The organism is Burkholderia sp. MSh2 (assembly GCF_000731655.1).
GTDB classification, from domain to species: Bacteria; Pseudomonadota; Gammaproteobacteria; order Burkholderiales; family Burkholderiaceae; genus Burkholderia; species Burkholderia paludis.
Genome location: NZ_JPGM01000022.1, coordinates 1 through 23142 on the forward strand (window position 1 = coordinate 1; position 23142 = coordinate 23142).

Annotated in this window: 20 protein-coding genes and 1 pseudogene; 13 read left to right on the forward strand and 8 right to left on the reverse strand. The window is 66.7% G+C overall.

Annotated features, from left to right (window positions below):
* Window positions 1–117: 117 nt before the first annotated feature.
* The 10 genes from GQ57_RS14680 (at window position 118) to GQ57_RS14725 (ending at window position 11276) form a co-directional block, all read left to right on the forward strand.
* Window positions 118–1458, forward strand: coding sequence for a type II and III secretion system protein family protein (locus tag GQ57_RS14680; RefSeq protein WP_034198228.1), 1341 nt, complete (start codon window positions 118–120; stop codon window positions 1456–1458).
* A gap of 75 nt (window positions 1459–1533) precedes the next feature.
* Window positions 1534–2772, forward strand: a complete 1239-nt coding sequence (locus tag GQ57_RS14685; protein WP_031398557.1) for a fimbrial protein — start codon at window positions 1534–1536, stop codon at window positions 2770–2772.
* 3 nt (window positions 2773–2775) lie between these two features.
* Entirely contained in the window at window positions 2776–4119 is a 1344-nt protein-coding gene (locus GQ57_RS14690; RefSeq protein ID WP_031398558.1) for a CpaF family protein, read from the forward strand.
* The gene (locus tag GQ57_RS14695; RefSeq protein WP_031398559.1) at window positions 4112–5092 is read left to right on the forward strand and encodes a type II secretion system F family protein; all 981 of its coding nucleotides are present in this window, start codon (window positions 4112–4114) and stop codon (window positions 5090–5092) included. Before GQ57_RS14690 ends, GQ57_RS14695 begins: the two co-directional genes overlap by 8 nt.
* A gap of 4 nt (window positions 5093–5096) precedes the next feature.
* Complete coding sequence (locus GQ57_RS14700; protein ID WP_031398560.1) at window positions 5097–6092, forward strand: type II secretion system F family protein; 996 nt, start codon at window positions 5097–5099, stop codon at window positions 6090–6092.
* A gap of 29 nt (window positions 6093–6121) precedes the next feature.
* A complete protein-coding gene (locus tag GQ57_RS14705; RefSeq protein ID WP_031398561.1) occupies window positions 6122–6949 on the forward strand; it encodes a pilus assembly protein in 828 nt (275 codons plus the stop codon).
* Window positions 6950–6972: 23 nt separating this feature from the next.
* Window positions 6973–7293 carry a DUF3613 domain-containing protein gene (locus tag GQ57_RS14710; RefSeq protein ID WP_031398562.1) on the forward strand — a complete coding sequence of 107 codons (321 nt, stop codon included), beginning with the start codon at window positions 6973–6975 and terminating at the stop codon, window positions 7291–7293.
* Window positions 7294–7305: 12 nt separating this feature from the next.
* Window positions 7306–9117 carry a TadG family pilus assembly protein gene (locus GQ57_RS14715; RefSeq protein ID WP_031398563.1) on the forward strand — a complete coding sequence of 604 codons (1812 nt, stop codon included), beginning with the start codon at window positions 7306–7308 and terminating at the stop codon, window positions 9115–9117.
* 5 nt (window positions 9118–9122) lie between these two features.
* Window positions 9123–10514: a sigma 54-interacting transcriptional regulator gene (locus GQ57_RS14720; RefSeq protein WP_031398564.1), complete on the forward strand. Its 1392-nt coding sequence runs from the start codon at window positions 9123–9125 to the stop codon at window positions 10512–10514.
* 54 nt (window positions 10515–10568) lie between these two features.
* On the forward strand, window positions 10569–11276 hold the full coding sequence (locus tag GQ57_RS14725) for a DUF2968 domain-containing protein (RefSeq protein ID WP_031398565.1): 708 nt from the start codon (window positions 10569–10571) through the stop codon (window positions 11274–11276).
* 82 nt (window positions 11277–11358) lie between these two features.
* Here the strand turns inward: GQ57_RS14725 and hfq are convergent, their stop codons facing one another.
* The 5 genes from hfq to GQ57_RS14750 form a co-directional block, all read right to left on the reverse strand.
* Window positions 11359–11940: an RNA chaperone Hfq gene (hfq, locus tag GQ57_RS14730; RefSeq protein WP_034198229.1), complete on the reverse strand. Its 582-nt coding sequence runs from the start codon at window positions 11938–11940 to the stop codon at window positions 11359–11361.
* A gap of 449 nt (window positions 11941–12389) precedes the next feature.
* On the reverse strand, window positions 12390–13307 hold the full coding sequence (locus GQ57_RS14735; protein ID WP_034198230.1) for a DUF1571 domain-containing protein: 918 nt from the start codon (window positions 13305–13307) through the stop codon (window positions 12390–12392).
* Window positions 13308–13336: 29 nt separating this feature from the next.
* Window positions 13337–15091, reverse strand: a complete 1755-nt coding sequence (locus GQ57_RS14740; protein ID WP_031398568.1) for an AMP-binding protein — start codon at window positions 15089–15091, stop codon at window positions 13337–13339.
* A gap of 158 nt (window positions 15092–15249) precedes the next feature.
* On the reverse strand, window positions 15250–16071 hold the full coding sequence (locus tag GQ57_RS14745; RefSeq protein WP_034198231.1) for a TetR/AcrR family transcriptional regulator: 822 nt from the start codon (window positions 16069–16071) through the stop codon (window positions 15250–15252).
* A gap of 214 nt (window positions 16072–16285) precedes the next feature.
* Window positions 16286–17506 (reverse strand): MFS transporter, encoded by a 1221-nt coding sequence (locus GQ57_RS14750; protein ID WP_034198271.1) that lies wholly within the window; start codon window positions 17504–17506, stop codon window positions 16286–16288.
* A gap of 281 nt (window positions 17507–17787) precedes the next feature.
* Between GQ57_RS14750 and GQ57_RS14755 the strand changes: the two genes are divergently transcribed.
* The 3 genes from GQ57_RS14755 to GQ57_RS14765 all read left to right on the forward strand — a co-directional run bounded on the left by GQ57_RS14755 (window position 17788) and on the right by GQ57_RS14765 (window position 20841).
* On the forward strand, window positions 17788–18330 hold the full coding sequence (locus GQ57_RS14755; protein ID WP_031398571.1) for a GNAT family N-acetyltransferase: 543 nt from the start codon (window positions 17788–17790) through the stop codon (window positions 18328–18330).
* 123 nt (window positions 18331–18453) lie between these two features.
* Window positions 18454–19080: a ParB-like protein gene (locus tag GQ57_RS14760; protein ID WP_031398572.1), complete on the forward strand. Its 627-nt coding sequence runs from the start codon at window positions 18454–18456 to the stop codon at window positions 19078–19080.
* A 24-nt stretch (window positions 19081–19104) separates the two neighbouring features.
* On the forward strand, window positions 19105–20841 hold the full coding sequence (locus GQ57_RS14765) for a SulP family inorganic anion transporter (protein ID WP_031398573.1): 1737 nt from the start codon (window positions 19105–19107) through the stop codon (window positions 20839–20841).
* Window positions 20842–20875: 34 nt separating this feature from the next.
* Here the strand turns inward: GQ57_RS14765 and GQ57_RS43710 are convergent.
* The 3 genes and pseudogenes from GQ57_RS43710 to GQ57_RS14775 form a co-directional block, all read right to left on the reverse strand.
* Window positions 20876–21013: pseudogene (locus GQ57_RS43710) on the reverse strand (carbohydrate kinase); the annotation flags it as partial.
* 42 nt (window positions 21014–21055) lie between these two features.
* Window positions 21056–22000 carry an ABC transporter substrate-binding protein gene (locus tag GQ57_RS14770; protein WP_031398574.1) on the reverse strand — a complete coding sequence of 315 codons (945 nt, stop codon included), beginning with the start codon at window positions 21998–22000 and terminating at the stop codon, window positions 21056–21058.
* An 83-nt stretch (window positions 22001–22083) separates the two neighbouring features.
* A complete protein-coding gene (locus tag GQ57_RS14775) occupies window positions 22084–23121 on the reverse strand; it encodes an ABC transporter permease subunit (protein ID WP_031398575.1) in 1038 nt (345 codons plus the stop codon).
* Window positions 23122–23142 lie beyond the last annotated feature (21 nt).

Here is a 23142-nt window from a genome sequence, read left to right on the forward strand (position 1 = left end):
GCACCACGCCGGCGGCGGCATCGAAGTGATTCGGGGTGGGCGGGCCGAAATGGTCGCCTATTGAGCAGGACGTAGACGACAACCAGAGAAGGGGGGCGGTCCGATGCCTCCAAAACAATGAAAAAGAAACTGATTGGATTTGCTATTGCATTGAGCGCGCTGGCCATGCCGCCGCTGTCGGACGCGGCCGATACCAACGGCACGAGCGGCACGATCAGCCTGGCGATCGGCGCACAAAAGCAGCTTGCGACGGGGCGCGAGCTGCAGCGGGTTGCTGTCGGCGATCCGGCGGTTGCCGACGTGCTGGTCGTGAAGGGCGGGCGCGGCGGCGTGCTGCTCGTCGCGAAGAGTGCAGGGACGACGAATGTGATGATCTGGGAACGCGGCCGTGACGAGCCGACCATCTACAACGTGAATGTCACGAACGGTGCGGCGCGCGCATTGCTCGACGGCACGACCCCGAACGTGAATACGTACGGCGGCGCGACGGTGATCGGCGGTGCGTCCGGGACGCTCGAGGGGCATCAGCGGGCGGTCCATGCGGCGAATACGCTCAGCGGCAAGGACGGGACGACCGTGGATGCATCGACGATTTCCGGCAAGAACGTCGTGCAGGTCGACGTGCGCGTCGTCGAATTCAGCCGCTCGGTGCTGAAGCAGGCCGGTCTCAACTTCTTCAAGCAGAGCAACGGTTTCTCGTTCGGCGCATTCGCGCCGACCGGGCTGACGTCGATTACCGGCAACCCCGGCGGCGCGCTGACGTACAACACGAACGTGCCGATTTCGTCGGCCTTCAACCTGGTCGTCAATTCGGTGTCGCGCGGGCTGTTCGCCGACCTGTCGATTCTCGAGGCGAACAATCTCGCCCGCGTGCTCGCCCAGCCGACGCTCGTCGCGTTGTCCGGCCAGAGTGCGAACTTCCTCGCGGGCGGCGAGATCCCGGTGCCGGTGCCGCAATCGCTGGGCACGATCTCGATCGACTGGAAGCCTTATGGCGTCGGGCTGACCGTCACGCCGACCGTGCTGAATCCGCGCCGGATCGCGTTGAAGGTCGCGCCCGAGTCGAGCCAGCTCGACTTCGTCCACTCGATCACGATCAACGGCGTGCAGGTGCCTGCGCTGACGACGCGGCGGGCGGACACGACGGTCGAACTCGGCGACGGCGAGAGCTTCGTGATCGGCGGCCTGATCGACCGCGAGACCACCTCCAACGTCAACAAGGTGCCGTTCCTGGGCGACCTGCCCATCATCGGCGCGTTCTTCAAGAATCTGAGTTACCAGCAGAACGACAAGGAGCTCGTGATCATCGTTACGCCGCATCTCGTCGCACCGATCGCGCAGGGCGCACCGCTGCCGGCGACGCCGGGCGAACTGTCCGAGCAGCGCGACGGGCCCGTGTGGCGTTCGTATCTGGGCGGCATCGCGTCGCCGGATGCCGGGCCGGGGTTCTCGAAATGAGCGCGCCGAATCGTTACGGGACAGCACAGGCCGTCGCGCGCGACGCGATGCCTTGCTTCATCGTGAGTATCCGAAATGAATGCGAGAACCTTTTCTTTGGCTGAGCCCGCCGTTACCGACTACTTCGTATGCGCGTCGTCACTGACGGAGCATGTGCAATGGCTGTCCCAGTCGCTGGTCTCGGTCGGCTCGGTCGAGGGGACGCGGCTCGACGGCGCGGCGCTGACGCAGCGCATCGGCGTATTGAATCCGGCCCTGGTATTCATCGATTTTTCGGGTGATTGCGCGGTGGCGAGCACGGTGGTCGCCGCCGTGCGCCAGTCGCACCCGGGCGTGCCGGTCGTCGCGCTGGGCTCGCTCGCGCAACCGGAGGGTGCGCTTGCCGCGCTGCGCGCGGGCGTGCGCGACTTCGTCGACTTTTCCGCATCTGCCGACGAGGCGCTGCGCATCACGCGCGTGTTGCTCGACAACGTCGGCGAGCCGGCGAACCGTCACGGCAAGGTCACTGCGTTGCTGGGTGCGCGCGCCGGGATGGGCGTGAGCACGCTGGCCGCGAACCTGTCGGTACTGATGCAGCGGCGAACCGCCGATCCCGCTCACGCGGCGGCGCTCCTCGATCTCGGGTTGCCGGCCGGCGACGGCGCGCTGTTCCTGAATACGCGCTGCGAATTCCATTTCGTCGAGGCCGTGCGCAACCTGCGCCGCATCGACCGCACGTTCGTGACGACTGCACTCGCGCGCCATGCGAGCGGCGTCGCCCTGACGACGTTGCCGCCGAACCTCGCCGATCTGCGCGAGGTGGCGACGGCGTCGTGCGCGGCGTTGCTGAACCGGTTGCGCGCGTTTTTCGATCACCAGATCGTCGATCTCGGCGGTTTCCCGAATCGGGAATTCGTCGCGCAGGTCGTGAATCTTGCCGACGAGGCCTGGCTCATCTGCGATCAGGGCGTGGCGTCGGTCGTGTCGGCGGTCGAGATGCTGGACGGCTTGCGCGAGGCGGGCGCCGCGACCGAGCGGATCAGGCTCGTCGTCAACCAGTTCGACGCCGAGCTCGGGCTGATGCCGGCGCAGATCGCCGAGCGGCTCGAACTGTCGCTGGTCGCGACGCTGCCGTCCCGACGCGTGTCGATCGGGCATGCGGCGAACCAGGGCAAGCTGATTGCAGAGGTCGCGGAACGCGATCCGTACGTGCGGGCGCTCGGGCCGCTGGTCGAGCGCCTCGCGGGTACTCCGACGCCGGGGCCGGCACCGCGGACTGCGGGCGGCCTCTCGGCACTCAGGCGAATCATTCAATCCTCTTCGAAGCGGTCGTAAGCGATGGCACACGACATTCAATTTGCCGACGGCGCAGCCCCGTTCTCGCAAACGCAACAGTTCCACGACATCAAGAATGCCGCGCACGAGCATCTGCTCACGCGGATCGAGGAACTGGGCGCCGAATTCGGCCGCTGGTCGCGGCAAGCGATCAACCAGTTCGTCGATCTCGAGATCGACAGCTTCGTGCGGCTGCGGCGGATCCCGCTCAACGAGAGCGAGGTGCGCGAGGTTGCCGAGGCGCTGACGAAGGAGCTCGCCGGATTCGGGCCGATCGAGGACCTGCTGGGCGACCCGCACGTCGAGGACATCCTGATCAACGGCTACAACGACATCTATGTGTCGCGGCACGGGATTCTGTCGAAACTGCCGATCCGTTTCACCGATAACGCCCATCTGCTGCGGATCGTGCGACGGATTCTCGCGCCGGTCGGCCGACGGCTCGACGAATCGAATCCGATGGTCGACGCGCGGCTGCCCGACGGCGGGCGCGTCAACGTGGTCATCGAGCCGCTGTCGATCGACGGGCCGGTCGTATCGATCCGGAAGTTCCGCAAGGACCCGCTGAAGCCCGAGGATCTGCTGGGCAACGGCACCTTCAACGAGGAAATCGGGCGGCTGCTCGAGGCCGCGGTCGAGGCGCGCTGCAACATCCTCGTGTCGGGCGGCACCAGCTCGGGCAAGACGTCGCTGCTGAATGCGCTTGCGTTCCACATCCCGTTGGCGGAACGCGTCGTGACGATCGAGGATACGGCCGAGCTGTCGCTGAATCACCCGCACGTCGTACGGCTCGAGAGCCGCCCCGGCGGCTTCGACGGCAGCGGTGTCGTGACGATTCGCGACCTGCTGCGCAACACGTTGCGGATGCGGCCGGACCGCATCATCGTCGGCGAAGTGCGCGGCGGCGAAGTGCTCGAAATGCTGCAGGCGATGAATACCGGCCACGACGGATCGATGGGCACCGTGCACGCGAGTTCGCCGCGCGAATGTCTGTACCGGCTCGAGATGCTTGCCGGCTTCGCCGGTTTCCAGGGCACCGAGGCAAGCCTGCGCCGGCAGATCGCCAACGCGATCGATTTCATCGTGCAGATCGGCCGGCTGTCCAACGGCCGCCGGCGGATCCTGTCGATCACCGAAGTCACCGGCATGTCGGACAACATCGTATCGACCCAGGAACTGTACCGCTACGAGGCGCGCGTCACGCCGGAGGGCGACGAGGTCGATCACTGGGAGTCGCTCGGCATTCATCCGCATTCGCCGAAGCTCGCGCGCTTCCGCAATACGCTCGTGGCGAGCGGCGGCGGGTTCGGCGCCAACTTCGGGCGGGGCGGAGGCTTCAATGTCTAGCGCCACCTTGCTGGCACTGATGTTCGCGCTGATCTGCGCGGCGGCCGGCTTGCTGTTGTGGCGCGGAAGCCAGGTTCGCGAGGGACGCGCGCATGCGCAACGGTTCTTCGACAGCCGGGTGGGACAGGGCGCGCGCGCCGCGGCGCCGGCCGGCGACGCGCGCAATGCGCGTGCCGCGGCGGCCGGTACGGCGAATGCGCAGGAGTCGCAGCAAGGGTTCGCGCGCTGGCGCGCGTCGGTGGGCGCCGCGTGGAAAGTGCTGTCCGATCGTGCCGGCCTCGATGAAATTCGCGCCGGCCTCGTGCTGGCGCTGGTCGTCATCGCACTGCTCGTGCTGTGGGCCGGCGTGGCCGGCGGCGTGCTTGCGGCCGCGGCCGCACTCGTGGGGGGCGGCGTGATCGTCGTGCTGTGGATCACGTCGCGCATCAGCCGGCGCCGCCTGAAGATCGTCCGGCAGTTGCCGTCGTTCCTCGACGGGATCGTGCGGCTGGTGACGCTTGGAAACAGCGTGCCGGCCGCGTTCCAGTCGGCGCTTCAGACGACCGAGATGCCGCTGCGCCGCTGTCTCGACGACGTGTCGCAGGGGCTGCGCTCCGGTGTCGAGATCGATCGCGCGATGCTGCACATCGCACACGCGTACCGGATCCGCGAATTCGAGCTGGTCGGCGCGGTGCTGCGCCTGTCGGTCCGTTACGGCGGGCGGGCGGACGTGATGCTCGACCGGATGTCGACGTTCATGCGCGACCTCGAGCAAGCCGAACGCGAGCTGTCCGCCATGTCGGCCGAGACCCGGCTGTCTGCATGGGTGCTCGCGCTGTTGCCGATCGCGGTCGGCAGCTTCGTCATCGCCACGAGTCCGCGCTATTTCACGGCGATGTGGAGCGACGATGCCGGCCGCCAACTGATCTATCTGGCATTCGGGTTGCAGGCGATGGGCGGCTTCTGGTTGTACCGGCTCGCGCGGTTGAGGTGAATCGATGGATGCAAACCGTTTAGGCGCACTTGCGCTGGTGCTCGGATCGGTCGGCGTGCTGCTGCTTGCCGCGCTGGCGATCGTGCGCGCCCTGCTTGTGCAACGTGCCGAACGCGCGCTGGTGAATGCGCTCGACCGCCGGACGGCGGCGATGGAAGCGGCGGCCGCGCGCGCCGGTTCGACCGAACCGGCGCGGGATGCCGCGCCCGCTGCGCCGCGCGTCCGTTTCGCCGGGCTGCGCGCGCGTTTCGAGAACGTCGGGATGCGGTGGCTCGAAACCGGCTTCAGCCGTTATCTGATCGCCGACGAGGATCGTCAACTGCTGGAGCAATGCGGCTTTGTCGACGTTCGTGCCAGGGCGCTGTTCGTCAGCGCGCGCATCGCGTGCGCGATCGTGCTGCCGCTGCTCGCGGTGCTGGTGCTGATCAGCCGTGGCCAGGAGGGGCGCTGGCTGCTCTGGATCTCCGTCGCGCTGGTCGCCGGCTACATGCTGCCGAAGATCTACGTGCGCCGGCGCGCCACCGCCCGCCGGCAGAGCATTGCGGCCGAATTGCCGCTGCTCGTCGACATGCTGCGGCTGTTGCAGGGGGTCGGCCTGTCGCTCGACCAGAGCATCCAGGTCGTCACGCACGATTTTCAGACCATGCTGCCCGTGCTGTCGTGGGAGCTGGGCGTTGCCCAGCGGCAGTTCGCGGCGGGACGCACGCGCGAACAATCGCTGCAACGCCTCACGAACAGTTTCGACAACGAGGATCTGCGCGCGATCGTGCGGCTGCTGATCCAGGTGGACAAACACGGCGGCGCGGTTCAGGAGCCGCTGAAACAGTTCGGCGATCGTCTGCGCGAAGGGCGTCGTGCGACGTTGCGCGAGCAGATCGGCCGCCTGACGGTGAAGATGACTGGCGTGATGATCATCACGCTGTTGCCGGCATTGTTGATCGTCACCGCGGGGCCCGGGATCATGACCGTGCTGTCCGCGCTTGCCGCGATTCAGCACTGACGCGGCCCGAAGGGAAGGAGCGATACGAGATGAAACGATTTGGCTGGATCGGCACGATCGCAGGCGCGACGGCGTTCACGTTGCTCGCCAGCGGGTGCTCGCTGTTCAAGGAGTCCGGGTACGGGATCGGTCCGCAGGCCGAACGCGGCGCGCTGATGCAGGCGGCTGCCGACAAGAACGCGCCGCCCGATACACCGGGCATGTATCTGGGCCTGATCGAGCGGATGCAGGGGCAGGGGCTGTATTTTGCGTCGCTGGCGCACATCGATCAGTACGAGAAGCAATATGGCGCATCGCCGGACACGATCCTGCTGCGCGCCGACGCATTGCGGGCGACCGGCCAGTACGACGAGGGCGTGGCCGCCTATACGAAGCTCCTGACGACGCCGCTTGCCGCGCGCGGCTATCGCGGGCTGGGCCTGACTGCCGGCGCGCGCGGCAATTTCGCACTCGCCGCGCAGCAGCTCGAGCAGGCGACGGTGCTGGCGCCGACCGATGCGGCGACGCTGTCCGATCTCGCGTATTCGAAGATGCGTGAAGGCGATCTGGCAGGCGCACGCGTGCCGCTGCTGAAGGCCGCGGAACTCGAGCAGAAGAATCCGAAAATCCTCAGCAACTTCGTGCTTTATCTGCTCGCGAGCGGGCATGGGAAGGAAGCGCGGCGGCTGATGGACGAGCAGAAGCTTTCGCCCGCGGTGCGCGGCGAGATTCAGGATGACGAGACGAAGGTCGCGGCCGCGATGCGCGCGAAGCAACTGGCAGCCGTACGCGTGCCCGGCAATGCGTCCGTGCCGTCGGTTGCGAGCAGCGACAATTTCGATCTTGCCGCGCCGCTGCTGCAGCGGTTCGCGCGATAACGACGCTATTCACGGAGACCATCATGTTTCACCTTTCCCCAATCCGCATGTGTGCCGCGTGCATCGCGTTCGCGCTTTGCTCGGGCGTCGCGCATGCGCAAGGCAAGCCGCCGGCGTCCGAAATCGATCATGCGACGAATGCGTGGCTCGACCTGCAGCGCTCGAATCGCGCGGCCGCCACGCCCCAGCCGATCGACGGCGCGGCCGGCACGTATGCCTACCAACGCTATCTCAATTCGTTCAAGGCGCCGATTCCGCAGTGGTACGGGACGATGTCGGGGTCGGGCGGCGGCGGCAGCGGCGGCGGAAGCGGCGGACAGTCCGGCGGCGACCTCGCACACTGACGGAGCAAGACGGTGACTACCCGACACGGCGGCGGTGCATTCCGCCTTGCGTCAAGGCAGCGGGGCACATTCTCGGTGATGGCAATCATCGCGCTGCTGATTGCCGTGACGACGCTTGGCGCCATTGGCGTCGGCAATCTCTTTTTCCAGCGTCGGGACATGCAACGGATTGCCGACATGGCCGCGCTCGCGGCCGTGCAGCGCATGGATGACGCCTGCGGGCAACCGACCATCACCGCGACCAACAACGCGCAGTCGAACGGGCTCAATACGGCGAACGGCGACACGATTGCCATCCAGTGCGGCCGCTGGGATACGGCGGTCAACGCGGCCCCCAGTTATTACGCTGCCGCGACCGCCGGGACCACGCAGTTGAACGCGGCCCGGGTGACCGTCTCGCGCCAGGTGCCGTTCTTCTTCGTCGGCCCGCTGCAAACGGTGTCCGCGGTATCGACCGCGCGCTCGACGAACATCGATACCTTCTCGGTCGGCGCAACGCTTGCCGCGCTGGGCGGCGTCGGCTGCGCCGGCGGGTCCGCGCCGACTTCCGGCAATCCGGGGCTCGTCAACGGGCTGATCGGTGCACTGCTCGGCGCCAACCTGAACCTGAACATCGGGTCGTATCAAGCGCTCGCCTGTACGAACGTGACCGTCGGCGACCTCGTCGTGGCGGCGGGCGTCGGCACGGTCGACCAGTTGCTCGCGCTGAAGCTCACGTTGCCGCAACTGGTGCAGCTGATGGTGAATGCGGCAACGCAGACGGCCGTCGCGAACGTGAACCTGCAGGCGAGCCTCGCCACGCTGCAGGCGATCCTGAATGCCAACATTCCGGGCACATCGATCGGCCTCGGCGGAGTGAACGGATTGCTGAACGTCGCGCTTGCAGACACGCAGGCGGCGGTCAACGCGCAAGTGGACCTGCTCGACCTGCTGCTCGTCGGGGCGGAGATCGCGGCAGCGGGCCAGCCGGCGATCACGGTCAATGTGCCGTCGCTGAATCTCGGCGGGCTGACGGGGACGCAGCTGCAGGTGCAGATCATCAGTCCGCCGGCGATCGGGATCGGCGAAGGCGGGATCGATCCGTCGACCGGAACCTGGCGAACCAAGGCTTCGACCGCCGCGGTGGGGGTGTATCTGAATGTCGACCTCGGCACGGCACAGTTGCCGCTGCTCGGCGCGTTGCTGAACGTGCTGAACGTGAATGTCGACGTCAACCTGCCGGTGTATCTGCAAGTCGGCACCGGCACCGCGACGTTGAATTCGACGCAATGCGCGTCGACGCAGGCGGCAAGCACGGTCGTCATTACCGCGCAACCGGGTGTGGCCAATCTGTGTATCGGCAAGCCGCCGCTCAATGCGTCCGGCCAGATCAGCCTGTCGTCGAATTACAGTTGTGCGTCGCCCGCGCAGATCATCAATGCCAACGTTCTCGGGCTTGCACAGTTGACTGTCTCCATGTCCAACATATCGGTTCAGGTGCAAGGTGCCGCCCAGTCGAATACGTTCAGCGGCGTGCCGGGACTCGATGCGGACTACTGGACGGTGAACTCGAATGCGCTCGGTTCGGCCCTCAGCTCGGCACTGACGCAACTCGCGGCCGCGAATATCAGCGTCAACCTCAGCTTGTTAGGCATCCCCGTCCTGACGGTCCCGGGGAATTTCGTGTCCACGTTGCTCACCTTCTTGAGCGGCCTGCTTGGTCCGCTCCTGTCGAGCCTGGACGCCGTCCTCGTTCCGCTGCTGAATCTCCTCGGCGTCCAGGTGGGCGCGGCGACGGTCCATCAGATCTCGCTCAGTTGCGGGGTTGCCCAAACGGTTTATTGAAGAAGATGAGAAATACGCCCGCAATCGAAGAGCTCGACCTGTACGTCTGGGAAGGCAAGGCGGACATCGTCGACCGCGTCGCCCGCTGCATGGCGAGCTTCGACGTCGAAGTGATTCGCGCCGACAATGCGGAGATCTCGCCCGAGCGCGCCGCATTGAGGCCGTCGCTGGCGATCATCAGCGTGACGATGATCGAGATCGGCGCGGCTTTCCTGCGCGACTGGCAGGCCAACATCGGCATGCCGGTCGTCTGGGTCGGCGCGGCGCGCGATCACGACGCGTCGCAGTATCCGCCCGAGTACTCGCACATCCTGCCGCTCGACTTCACGTGCGCCGAGCTGCGCGGCATGATCGGCAAGCTGGTCACGCAGCTGCGTGCGCACGCGGCCGAAACGTCGCAGCCGTCCGAACTCGTCGCGCATTCGGAATCGATGCAGGCGCTGCTGCACGAAGTCGATACGTTCGCCGACTGCGACACCAACGTACTGCTGCACGGCGAGACCGGCGTCGGCAAGGAGCGCATCGCGCAACTGCTGCACGAAAAGCACTCGCGTTACCGGCACGGCGAATTCGTGCCGGTGAACTGCGGCGCGATTCCCGACGGCCTGTTCGAATCGCTGTTCTTCGGCCACGCGAAAGGGTCGTTTACGGGCGCGGTTGTTGCGCATAAAGGGTATTTCGAGCAGGCGGGCGGCGGCACGCTGTTCCTCGACGAAGTCGGCGACCTGCCGCTGTACCAGCAGGTCAAGCTGCTGCGCGTGCTCGAGGACGGCGCGGTGCTGCGCGTCGGTGCGACGACGCCGGTCAAGGTCGATTTCCGCCTGGTCGCGGCCAGCAACAAGAAGCTGCCGCAACTCGTGAAGGACGGCCTGTTCCGCGCCGATCTCTATTACCGGCTCGCCGTGATCGAGCTGAGCATTCCGTCGCTGGAAGAGCGCGGCGCGGTCGACAAGATCGCGCTGTTCAAGTCGTTCGTCGCGCAGGTTGTCGGCGAGGACCGCCTCGCTCAGTTGTCCGATCTGCCGTACTGGTTGACGGATTCGGTCGCGGACAGCTATTTCCCCGGTAATGTGCGTGAGTTGCGCAACCTCGCCGAGCGCGTCGGGGTGACGGTGCGGCAGACGGGCGGGTGGGATGCGGCGCGGCTGCAGCGGCTGATTGCGCACGCGCGCAGCTCGGCGCAGCCGGTGCCGGTGGAGAGCGCGGCCGAGGTCTTCGTCGATCGCAGCAAGTGGGACATGAACGAGCGCAACCGCGTCATCGCGGCGCTCGACGCCAATGGCTGGCGGCGTCAGGACACGGCGCAGCAGCTCGGCATCAGCCGCAAGGTACTGTGGGAAAAAATGCGCAAGTATCAGATATTCGACGAGGAGCCCGAGACCCGCGAAAACGAGTAATTAATGAGATAAAATCGCGCTGAATTACAACGACTCGGGCGGGAATTGAACTTCATGAACCATATGACGGGGTTGGGAAGGGCGTGCATGTTGCTCGCCATGGTGGGAGGCATGCAAGGCGCATATGCGCAGAGCCTGGCGGACAGCGGTTCGCCGGCGGTACAGCAGGCGTCGGCGCCGGTCGCAGCGATTCCGGTGATCGATCCGCAGGCGCAGACGTCGATTCAGCCGCAGGCGGGCGACACGACGGGGCCGAGTACGGTGGACGACCTGCAGCGCCAGATCCAGGCGCGCTCGCTGACGGAGATGCGCACGAGCTACAACGGCAGCTATGGCGCGAGCCTGCTGTTCAACGTAAAGGACGGGGCATACTTCATCGCGCTGTTCCAGCAAAAGGCATTCTGGCGCGTGATCAAGACTTTCGACGAAACGCGTGCGGAAGCGATCTATCGCGATTTCTCGCGCCAGGCGGAGCGGCTGGCCGTGAACGAACTGCGGGCGGCAAAGCTGGAATCGCAGAAGGCGCAGATGGACAAGCAGATCGAAGTCACGCAGGATCGCGCGCGGCGCCTGCAGGCCGATATCTCGATCGCACGCCAGCAGCAGGCGGCGGTCACGGATCGCCAGAAGAGCGTACGCGGCGAGACGGCCGCCCTGCAGGCGCAACAGGCCGAGCTTCAGTCGCAACTGCGGGCGTTGCAGCAGCAGGTGCGTTCGCTGCAGCGCGAGGCCGACGCCGGCCTGCCGACGACGGCGCGCTGAGCTGAAACGATCGGCGGTGCGGCGACATGCCGCGCCGGCCGGCCAAGTAAAAAGGGCAAGCCGGTTGGCTTGCCCTTTTGTTTTACTGGCCGTCCGGCACGATTCGCCGGCGGCGCGTGACGATGACCGGCCCGTTGCCGCTGCGGGAATCCGACGGCGATGCGTGGCCGGATGCGTCGCCGCTGTCGCGCGGCGCGCCGTAGTTTTCGCGCGGTTCGCGGGGCTCGCGCGGTGCGCCGTAGCCTTCGCGCGGCTCGCGGGAGCCGTAGCCCTCGCGCGGTTCGCGTGAGCCATAGCCTTCACGCGGCTCGCGGGAGCCGTAGCCGCCGCCGTCGCCGCGCGATTCGCGCGGGCCGCCGTGCGAGCCGTACGGGCTGTGGCCGCCGCCTTCACGGCCGCCGGGGCGCCCGCCGGTGCGCGGGCCGCGGGGGCCGCCGCCGCCCGGGCGCGAGCCGCCGGTGTCGAGCTGGATCGTGGAAATGGCGCGTTTGTAGATGCCTTGCAGACCCACAGGGGTGCGCAGCATCACCAGGTACTGGTCGAACGACTCGATACATCCCGTCAGACGAATGCCGTTGACGAGATAGATTTCAACGCGCTTGCGTTCCTTGCGCGCCGAATTGATGAAGTCGTTTTGCGGATGGGATTCTGCGGGATTGGCCATTGAGGTGCGGCAGGAGCCTGCGTCAGAGAATATGTTGTGCGTGTGTGTGGCGTGTTCGTCCACAAGGTGTTTGGCGGGATTTTACCCTGTTCGATCGGGAAGCGCGCAGTCACGATTGTGTCGAACCGTAACCCACTATAGACGGTTCGGCGCATTTTCGCGATTAGACCGAATGACAGGCGTGCATTCGTTACGCTGCGTTACGACTCATGCAACGCTGCATCGCGTTGGTGCACGAGCGGCAACCAAGGAGACGACTGACGGGCGGCCTGTCGGGGATCCGGGACATGAACGACAGGCGGCGAGCCGGGTGGGGCGGGCGGCATGTCGACCCGGCGACCGGTGCCGGCCGCCCGGTTGCTGCGATTCACGCGGGCGCCGCAACCGGCCATGAAGGCGGCCGCGACGACGGCATCGATGGAGCCCGACGCCGATCCTGCCGGCAGGCATCAGAACGAGTAGTCGGGGTTCTTCGGATCGAATGCGGTGTCGTCGAGCGTCGCCGGCGCAATCTTCTCGATGACGATCCGCTCGAAGATCCTGCCGTCGTTGTCGTAGGATTCGACGGTCCGGAAATAGGGGGCGTGCAGGTCGAGACCGAGGACTTCCTTCTTCGCGTAGAACTGCGGCCGGCCGCTCGGCGTTTCGTAGGTGAGCGCGACGACGCGCACGCCGCCGACGGTCCGGGCCTCCACGTCGGTCGGCCGCTGCACGCCGGCATCCAGGTATTTCTTCCCTTCGGTCAGGTACAGGTTCGTGATGAACTCGGTACCCAGATCCTTCACCTGGTGATTCGACTGGGCGCGCGCGAGTGCGCCGTCGATCGCCGTCCACAGCGGAATCTTGCCGAGCAGGCCGCCCAGATGGCCGTACATCTCGTCCTTGCGCTGCGTCGAGTCGTAGATGGTTTCCTGTCCGGCATGCGCTCCGCCCGGCAGCCATTTCGCATAGACGCGCAGCGGCTCGCGCGTGGTCTTCACGAGCATGCGGTCGGGCGTATCGGACCATTTCCCGCTGATGCGCTCCTGGCGCACCATCGTGAACTGGTAGGACGGATAGCCGTTCGGACCGTTCCGGATATACAGCGGCACGGCGAGCGGATCGAGCGCCCTGAAGAGCGCCGTGAGCGTCGCGTCGTCGAGCTGAGCGAGCGTGCCGCGTTGCGCGGCCGCGCGCAGCCAGCGCGCCTGCTGCGCGACCGGGTCGCGCACGACCCTCGCGAGTTCCGCCGGCAGCGCGACGCCCGGCGGCGTGCTTGCGGCATCGGCCGTTTCCTGGGCATGCGGGCCGGCCTGGACGAGCGCCAGCAGGCATGCGACTGCCGCGACGGCGGCATGCCGTGCGAGGCGCTTGCTTCCTTCGTTCATCGACGGCGTCTCCCGGAGCGATGGATCGTTCAGCCCTGCTTCGCGGCCTTGATTTTGGCGAGCTCCTCGTCGCGCAGCGCGCGGCGCAGGATCTTGCCGACGTTCGTCTGCGGCAGGGCGTCGCGAAACTCGACGAATTTCGGCATCTTGTAGCCGGTGAGGTTCTTGCGGCAGTGCGCGAGCACGTCGTCGACCGTCAGCGACGGGTCGCGACGCACCACGAACACCTTGATCCGTTCGCCCTGCACCTCGTCCGGAATGCCGATCGCCGCGGCTTCGCTGATGCCCGGATGCATCACGAGCACTTCCTCGATCTCGTTCGGATACACGTTGAAGCCGGACACGAGGATCATGTCCTTCTTGCGGTCGATCAGGCGGATGAAGCCGCGCTCGTCCATCACGCCGATGTCGCCGGTGCCGAGCCAGCCGTCGGCGTCGATCACCTTGGCCGTCTCGTCGGGGCGCTGCCAGTAGCCGCGCATCACCTGCGGACCGTGCACGCACAGCTCGCCCGGCTCGCCGATGGCGGCCCAGGTGCCGTCCTCGCGGCGAAAGCGCACGACGGTGGACGGGGCGGGCAGGCCGACCGAACCGCTGAACGCGGCCATGTCGTTCAGGTCCACGGGGTTCATCGTGACGATCGGCGAGCATTCGGTCAGGCCGTAGCCTTCGACGACCGGCCGGCCCGTCACCTGCTGGAAGCGCTCCGCGACCGCGCGCTGCATCGCCATCCCGCCCGCCATCGCGAGCTTCAGCTTCGAGAAATCCCGGTTGCGGAATTCCTCGTTGTCGAGGAACGCGTTGTACAGCGTGTTGATGCCGGTGATGCCCGTGAATGTCTCATTGCGGATGATCTTCATCACCATCTTCATGTCGCGCGGGTTCGCGATCAGGATGTTGCGCCCGCCGAGTCCCATGAAGATGAACGCGTTCACCGTCAGCGAATAGATGTGATACAGCGGTAGCGGCGTGAGCACGGTCTCGACGTCGCCCGACACCTGGTCGGCGATCCATGCCTTCGCCTGCAGCAGGTTCGCGATCAGGTTGCCGTGTGTGAGCATCGCGCCCTTCGCGACGCCGGTCGTGCCGCCCGTGTACTGCAGGAACGCGAGATCGTCGCGCGTCGGCTGCACCGGCCGGAGCGTGCCGCGCGCGCCGAGCGCGAGGGCCGAACGCAGCCGGGTGGCCTGCGGCAGGTGGTAGGCCGGCACGAGTTTCTTCACGTGCTTCAGCACGAAATTGATCAGTCGTCCTTTCGCATTGAAGCCGTCGGCGAGCAGGTCGCCGAGCGCGGTGACGACGATGTGCTTCACCTGCGTTTCCGGCAGCGCGTCCTGCAGCGTACGCGCGAAGTTCTCGAACACGACGATCGTCTGCGCGCCGCTGTCCTTCAGCTGGTGCTTGAGTTCGCGTGCGGTGTAGAGCGGATTGACGTTGACGACGATCGCGCCGGCCTTCAGCGTGCCGAACAGCGCGACCGGGTACTGGAACGTGTTCGGCAGCATGATCGCGACGCGGTCGCCGGGTTTCACGCCGAGGCTTTGCAGGTACGACGCGAATGCGTCGACCTTGTGCGCGAGCGAGCGATAGGTCATCGAAGCGCCTGCGCTCACGTAGGCGACACGGTCGGCGAAGCGCGTCGTGCATTCGTCGAAGAACTGGACGAGCGACGCGTATTGCGTGACGTCGATGTCGTGCGGAACGCCGGGCGGGTAGGACGCGTACCAGATGCCGTCGGTATTCGGCGGAACCTGGGCCGCTGCGGTTGCTGCGGAAGATGACATGACATGTCTCCGGTCTTGGGCTCTCGGCGAGGGCGGGCGTTGCGCGCCTGCCCGCGCCTCGTGGCTGCACGGTCGACCGGCGCGGGCGCCTCGACGCCCTGCCTGACCGCGCGTTTCAATCAAATCGTGAACGGAAAGCTGCGCGTGGCCTCGCGCGCTCAGTTCGTGGAATGCAGTGTCGCCGTATCGGCGATGGCCGCGCCCGACGACGGCAGCCCGAGCGCTTCGCTTGCCCCTGCGTCGTCCAGCACCGCCGCGAAGATCGACAGTTGCGCGCTGTCGGGCATCGGCGCCTTCAGCGCGGCGACGATCAGCGACGACAGCCGCGCGATCATCTGCACGTCGTTCATCGTACGGCCTTGCGAGAACTCGTCGATCAGGCTTTCGGTTTCGGCGCCGGCGAGCGCGCCGGACAATGCGCCGATCGCGAAATGCAGCCGCCAGCCGAGCTCCGTGCGCGGCAGGTGCGGCAACGCGCGCTGGAATGCATCGAAGAAGCGGCCTGCCACGCTGGCATAGTGCGCGGTCAGGAAGTTGCGCACGAACGGCGACGGATCGGTGTACGCGCGGCCGATCAGCCGCAGGAATCCGGGGCCGCCGCGTTCCGGGTTGCGCGACGCCTTCAGCGCCGGAATGAACATCGCGCCGAGCACGTGCTCGCAGGTGATGTGCGTGCCGAGCTGCGCATCGAAGCGGTCGAGGATGCCGAGGCGCTCCTGGTTGAGCTGATCGAGACGGCGCGACAGCATCGCGTGGATCAGCGCCTCCTTGCTGCCGAAGTGATAGTTGACGGCGGCGAGGTTGACCGCCGCGCGCGAGGTGATCTGGCGCATCGACATCGCCTCGAAGCCATGCTCGATGAACAGATCCTCGGCCGCATCGAGGATGCGCGCCTTCGTCCCGCCGGTCTGCCGAGTGCCGGATGACCGCGCCCCGGACGGTCGTCCCGTGGATGGACGTCCCTCCTGACTTACTGCCATGTTCCGCCTCCCATGCCGGTTGCCCGGCCGCGAACAGGTGATTTGATTGTCCGATTCAAACAGTCGTTTTTATTAAGATAAAAAATCGCGGGCGGGGCGGGCAAGCGGGGAATCTGGACAAATTCCTCTAGTTCGATGTGCGGATGCGGAAACTATCGCGCGTGGCCCCGCAGGGCGGGGCACGCACGATGATGCGATGCGGCAATGCGCGGGCTCAGCCGACCGTGCTACGCGTATTGACCGATTGCGTCATGTCGATGCCGCGCCGCTCGCGGCTGAACAGGATCAGCACGGCGATCGCGACGGCGACGATGCCGGCCACGAGCGCGAGCGCGAAGCTGTAATTGTTGTTGTGCGATACGGCGAGCGAGGCCTGCATCGTCGCGTTGCCCGATGCGAGCAGGTTGCCGAGCTGATAGACGACGCCGGGAAAAGTCGCGCGGATTTCGTCGGGCGAGATCTCGTTCAGGTGCACGGGGATCACGCCCCATGCGCCCTGTACCGAGATCTGCATCAGGAACGCTCCCGCGGCGAGCGCAACCGGGCCGCTCGAGAACGCCCAGAGCGGCAGCACCGGCAGCGCGATCAGCGCGGCGATGAAGATCGCGCGACGCCGGCCGATCCGCTCCGAAATCGCGCCGAACGACAGGCCGCCGACGATCGCGCCGAGGTTCAGCACGATCGTGATCCACGACACGGTATGCGGATCGAAGTGATGCTGTTCGCGCAGGAACGTCGGATAGAGATCCTGCGTGCCGTGCGAGAAGAAATTGAACGCGGTCATCAGCACGATCGCGTAGATCGTGAGCTTCCAGTTCTGCTGCAGCGTGGTTCCGAGGCTCGGACGCGGACGCTTTTCCATCTGCTTCCACGCCGGCGATTCGGGCACGTGCGAGCGCACGTACAGCACGAGCAGCGCAGGCAGCACGCCGACCATGAACATCCCGCGCCAGCCGATGTACTGGTAGAACAGGCCGAACACGACGGACGCGAGCAGGTATCCGCTCGGATAGCCGGCCTGCAGGAGCCCCGACACGACGCCGCGCGCATGGGTCGGCACGGTTTCCATCGTCAGCGCGGAGCCGACGCCCCATTCGCCGCCCATCGCGATGCCGAACAGCGCACGCAACACGAGCAGCGCGGTCAGGCTCGGTGCGAAACCCGACGCGAGTTCGAGCAGCGAATAGCAGGCGATGTTGACCATCAGCGTCGGGCGGCGGCCGAAGCGGTCGGCGAGCCGGCCGAAGATCAGCGCGCCGAGCGGGCGCATCGCGAGCGTCAGCGTGAGCGCGAACGCGACGGTGGGGATCGTCGACCCGAATTCGGCGGCGATGTCCTTCAAGACGAAAACCATCAGGAAAAAATCGAACGCATCGAGCGTCCAGCCCAGGTAGGCGGCGATCGTGACGTTGCGTTGCTCGCGTGTCCAGCTCATGTCCGAGGTCTCCTCGTTGGCTTGCGCGCTCGCGATGTGCATGCGGATACCGGCCCGGCTTGCGCGCGGTGCGGGGGGCATTGATCGAGTGTAGGCCGCGGTACAGGACGATGTGGGGCGCGATAACGTCGAATCGGGAATAATCCCTAGGAAATGTGCTGTTGCGAAAATGGAAACGGTGCCGCGCGAGCGGAATGACAGGTATCTGTATCATTCCGGAAGGCGATTCGTATTGTTTGGTCGCTCGCCCGGCGCGCCTCGCCACCGACTCAGGAGTCCAGATGATCGAACCTTCCGCCGCCGCGTTGCCGGTGCTCGAGACGGCCCGGCTGTGGCTGCGTCCGCGCGTGCTCGCCGATCTCGATGCGTGCATCGCGATGGATCGCGATCCCGAGGTCACCCGGCACATCGCGGGTCCGTGGAACGATCCCGTCGAGCATCGGCGTTTCGTCGTGCACCGGATCACGCGCGATTACCCGCCGGGCCTCGGCTACTGGTCGATCTTCGAGAAGGCCGCGCCCGATGCGTTCATCGGCTGGATTCTGCTGATTCCCGATTACGCCGGCGGCGCGCGTGACGTCGAGATCGGCTGGCGGCTGGTGCGCGCGACCTGGGGGCGCGGCTTCGCGAGCGAGGCGGCGGCGGCGGTCGTGCGCCACGCGTTCGACACCGTGCGCCTGCCGCGCGTGATCGCCGATATCGCGGAGGCCAACAGCGGTTCGCTGAACGTCGCGCGCAAGCTCGGCATGCGCCGCGTGAGCGTCGTGCACGACGGCATCCCTTACATCCGGCATCGTCTCGAGCGCAACGATCTGCGTACGTAGCGCCGCATGCCGCGCGCGGGGTTGTCAGAGATCGTCAATCGAACGTGTACGAGGTCAATACGTCTTAACGATTCGTGCGATCAGGAGTATCGTTGCCGGAATTTCGCAACATGGGGTACGACCATGGCACTGGGCAACGACGTTCATCTCATTCCCGTCCGGCTGGACGCGCTGCGTCCGACGCAGATGACGGTGGGTTACCGTGAAGTCAAGGCGAAGCGCAAGCACTGGAAGGCGCTCAACAAGCGCGCGCGCAAGGCCGCGATCGAATCGCACTGGTTCCCGGCCGTCCTCGGCCCGGACGGGCTGCACTACATCACCGATCACCACCATCTCGGCCTTGCGTTGATCGAGGAAGGCGAGTCGCGCGTCAACGCGATGCTGCTGAAGGACCTGTCGTGGCTCGACGACACGATCTTCTGGCGGATGATGGAACACAACCAGTGGGTGCATCCGTTCGGCCCGGACGGGTCGCGGCGCGACTATGCGCATTTGCCCAAGGCGCTGACGGCGCTCGAGGACGACCCGTACCGCAGCCTTGCCGGCGAGCTGCGCACGGCGGGCGGCTATGCGAAGGACGCGACGCCGTTCAGCGAATTCCTGTGGGCCGACTACCTGCGCCAGCACGTGTCGCTCGACCAGATCCGCAAGAACTTCGCGAAGGCGCTCGATATCGCACTGCATCGCGCGCACGAACAGGACGCACGCTATCTGCCCGGCTGGTCGGGCGTCATCGCCGTCAAACCCTGACCGCCGCCCGGCGCCGACCGCCTCATGACGACCGCTCCGATCCGCCCCGATGCCGGCCCGCAGCATGCCGACCATTTTTCCGTGCGCGACGCGGCGTCGTCGCCGCCGCCGCCTTCGCGGCGCCTCGGCCTCGATGCGCTGGCCGGCCTGTCGATCGCCGGCCTGCTGATACCCGAGGCGGTCGCGTATGCGGGGCTGGCCAACCTGCCGCCGCAGGCCGGTCTCATCGCGCTGCTGGCGGGGCTGGTCGTCTATGCGTGCACCGGCAGCAGCCGCTTCGCGATCGTGTCGTCGACGTCGTCGTCGGCCGCCGTGCTCGCGGCGACCGTACTCGCGGAGTCGGGCATGGCGCTCGCCGCGCAGCTCGCTCTCGCGGCGGCGCTTGTCGCGATGACCGGCGTGCTGTTCATCCTGGCGGGCGCGGCGCGGCTCGGCGGCATGTCGGACTTCGTCGCGCGGCCGGTGCTGCGGGGCTTCACATTCGGTCTCGCGCTGACGATCGTCATCAAGCAGTTGCCGAAGATTCTCGCGATTTCGGTGGCGCATAGCGATGCGCCGCATGTCGCGCTCGACCTGATCACCGGCGCGCCGCATGCGAACCTCGCGAGCGTGGCGCTCGGCGCGACCGCGCTGGCGTTGCTGTTCGTGCTCGGGCGGCGCTCGCGCGTGCCCGCGACGCTCGTCGTGATCGTGCTGTCGATCGCGGCCGGCTACGCGATCGACTGGCAGCGGTACGGCATCGCTGTCGTCGGCCATATCGACTTCCGGCACATCGAGTTCGGCCTGCCGAACCTCGACCGCAACGGGTGGATGCAGACGGTCGAGCTGGCGTTTGCCCTGATGCTGATCCTGTATGCGGAATCGTATGGATCGATCCGCAATTTCGCGCTGAAGCATGGCGACAGCGTGTCGCCGAACCGCGACCTCGTCGCGCTCGGCTGCGCGAATCTCGTGTCCGGCCTGCTGCACGGGATGCCCGTCGGCGCCGGCTATTCGGCCACCTCGGCGAACGAGGCGGCCGGCGCGCAGTCGCGCTTTGCCGGCCTGTGGGCGGCGGGCGTGGTCGCGCTGATCGTCTGGCTGCTGCTGCCGCAGCTCGCGCGCACGCCGGAGCCGGTGCTCGCGGCGATCGTGATCTTCGCGGTCAGCCACTCGCTGCATCCGTCCGTATTCCGGCCTTACTGGGCCTGGCATCGCGACCGGCTCGTCGTGCTTGCCGCGCTGCTCGCGGTGCTCGTGCTCGGCGTGCTGCACGGCCTGCTCGCAGCCATCGGCGTGAGCCTGCTGCTGACGCTGCGCAAGCTTTCCGAGCCGAATGTCAGCGTGCTGGGCAGGCTGCGCGACAGTCACGATTTCGTCGACGTCGCGAGCCATGCCGATGCGAAGCCGGTGCCGGGCGTACTGATCGTGCGGCCCGAGGCGCAGCTGTTCTTCGCGAACGCGGACCGGATGCTGAACCGCGTGCGTGCGCTGATGGCCGCCGCGCCGGACACGCGCACCGTGATGCTGAGTCTCGAGGAAACGCCCGACGTCGACGGCACGACGATCGAATCGCTGCGCACGTTCGCGGCGGAGTGCACGGCGCGCGGGCTGCGGCTCGCGATCGTGCGGCTCAAGGTGCATGCGCTGCATGCGCTGCGCCGCGCGGCGGACGATACGCTGCGCGACGATGCGATGTCCGAGCTGAGCGTCGACGAGAGCCTGCAACTGCTGCAGGCGGGCGTCCCGCCGAACGGCAGCGGCGGAACGCCCGCCGCGTGACACGCTGGCGCGCCGGCGCGGCTTGCCACGATGCCGCGGCTTCGGCGGCGCGATCGATCAGGTCCCCGACTTCGGCCGCCGTCGGGGCATAGGCGCCAGTGTGCGCACAGGCGACCGCCGCACACGCGGCCGAATCGCGCCGATGCGCGGCGGTGCCCGACGCGCGCGGCAATGCGCGCCGCGGCAGCGCCGGGTTACGCGGCGGTGGGTGCGATCAGCGCGGCGTGCTCCAGCCCTTGTAGCCCTTCACGTTGTCGCGCGTGATGAGCGTCGGCTCGATCAGGATCATCGGGTTGGCCGGCTTCTGGCCGTTCATGATCCCGTAGCCGACGTTGACGGCCTGCTGCGCCATCGCCCACGGGTCCTGGCTCGACGATGCCTGCACCAGCGTGTTGCTCTTGAGCGCCACCTCGATATCGGGCGCGCCGTCCACCGACGTGATCACGATGCCCGGACGGTTCAGCTGTTTCGCGGCGAGATCGCTGCCGATCGCCTGCGGGTCGTTGATCGTGAAGACCGCATCGAGTTTCGGGAAGCGCGTCAGGTAACCCTGCATCGCGTTCATTCCGCCTTCGCGCGAGCCCTTGCCGTCCTGGTCGCTCGACAGCAGCTTGATGCCCGCATTTTTCCCGAGCACGGTCTTGCAGCCGTTGACGCGATCGATCACGGCCGATACCTGCGGGCCGTTCTCGATGATCACGTTGCCCTTGCCGTTGAGTTTCTTCGCGATGTAGTCGCACGCCAGCTCGCCGGCCTTCACGTTGTTGGTCTGCACGGTGGCGTTGGCGCCGGCCGCCGCGACGTCGACCGCGACGACGGTGATGCCGGCCGCCTGCGCTTTCCTGACCGCCGGCTCGATCGCTTTCGGGTCGGTCGCGTTGAGCAGGATCATGTCGACATGCGCGGAGATGAAGTTGTCGATCTGCGTGAACTGCTTGTTCAGGTCGTAGTCGGCCGACACGGCCGTGACTTTCGCGTTCGGATTGATCTGCCTGGCGCGCGCTTCGGCGCCCTTGACGATCGTGACGAAGTACGGGTTGCCGAGCGACCCGACCGTGACGCCGATCGATTTGAGCGGCTTGTCGGCCGCGTGCGCGGCGCAAGTCCCGAAGGCGAGCGCGCAGGCGACGGCGCTCAGGGCGGCTTTGTGCTTGAACATGTTGTGGTGTCTCCGTGAGGTAGGTATATGAACGGGCGCGGGCGAGCCTGCCTGCGCCGCGAGGCGAATGGGCGAGCGGGGTGTCAGGTTCGCGCCGAATCGCGCTGGCGATAGCGATCGAGCGCGACGGCGCCGATGATCACGAGCCCCTTGATGATGTATTGCCAGATGTCGGACACGCCGAGCAGCACGAGCCCGTTCGTCAGTACCGCGATGATCAGCGCGCCGATCAGGGTGCCGACGATCGAGCCGACGCCGCCGACGAAGCTCGTGCCGCCGAGAATCACCGCGGCGATCGCGTCGAGTTCGTAGGACTGGCCGAGCTGCAGGCCGTTGGCCGCATAGAGCCGGGCGGCCGACATCACCGCGCCGAGGCCGGCGAGCAGGCCCGATGCCGCGTACACGAACATCTGGATCCCGCGCACGTTGATGCCCGACAGGCGGGCGGCTTCCGGGTTGCCGCCGACCGAATAGATCCGCATCCCGAGCACCGTGCGGCGCAGGATGAACCACGAGATCGCGATCACCGCGCACGCGATCACGACGAGCCACGGCACGCCGAGGATCGTGCCGTTGCCGATGAACGCGAACGGCAGTTGCGGATTGAACACGGTCGTGTCGTTGCCAATCAGTCGTGCGACGCCGCGTACGGCCGTCATCGCGCCGAGCGTGACGATGAACGGCGGCAGGCGCAGGAACGAGATCAGGCCGCCGTTGATCGCGCCGAACGCGAGGCCCACGACGAGCGCGAACGGCACGCCGAGCCAGCCCCAGCCGGGGATGGTCGACGCGAGGAGTGCCGCGACGGCCGCGGCGGCCAGCACCGAGCCGACCGACAGGTCGATGCCGCCCGTCAGGATCACGAAGGTCATGCCGGCGGCGAGCACGATGTTGATCGATGCCTGCTGCGTGACGATCGACAGGTTCTGCAGCGTGAAGAAGCCGTCGGTCAGAAAGCCGAAGCCGACGCACAGGGCCAGCAGCACCGGCAGCATGCCGGCGGTGCGGATCAGCGACTGCATGCGGGCGCGATGATCGGTGGCGCGCAACTGAGGAGTACGATCGCCCACCGGATGGGCCGTCGCGGACGCGAGGTTCCGCTGCTTGGTCGGGTTGATCATTTCGCTAACCTGAAGGTAGAG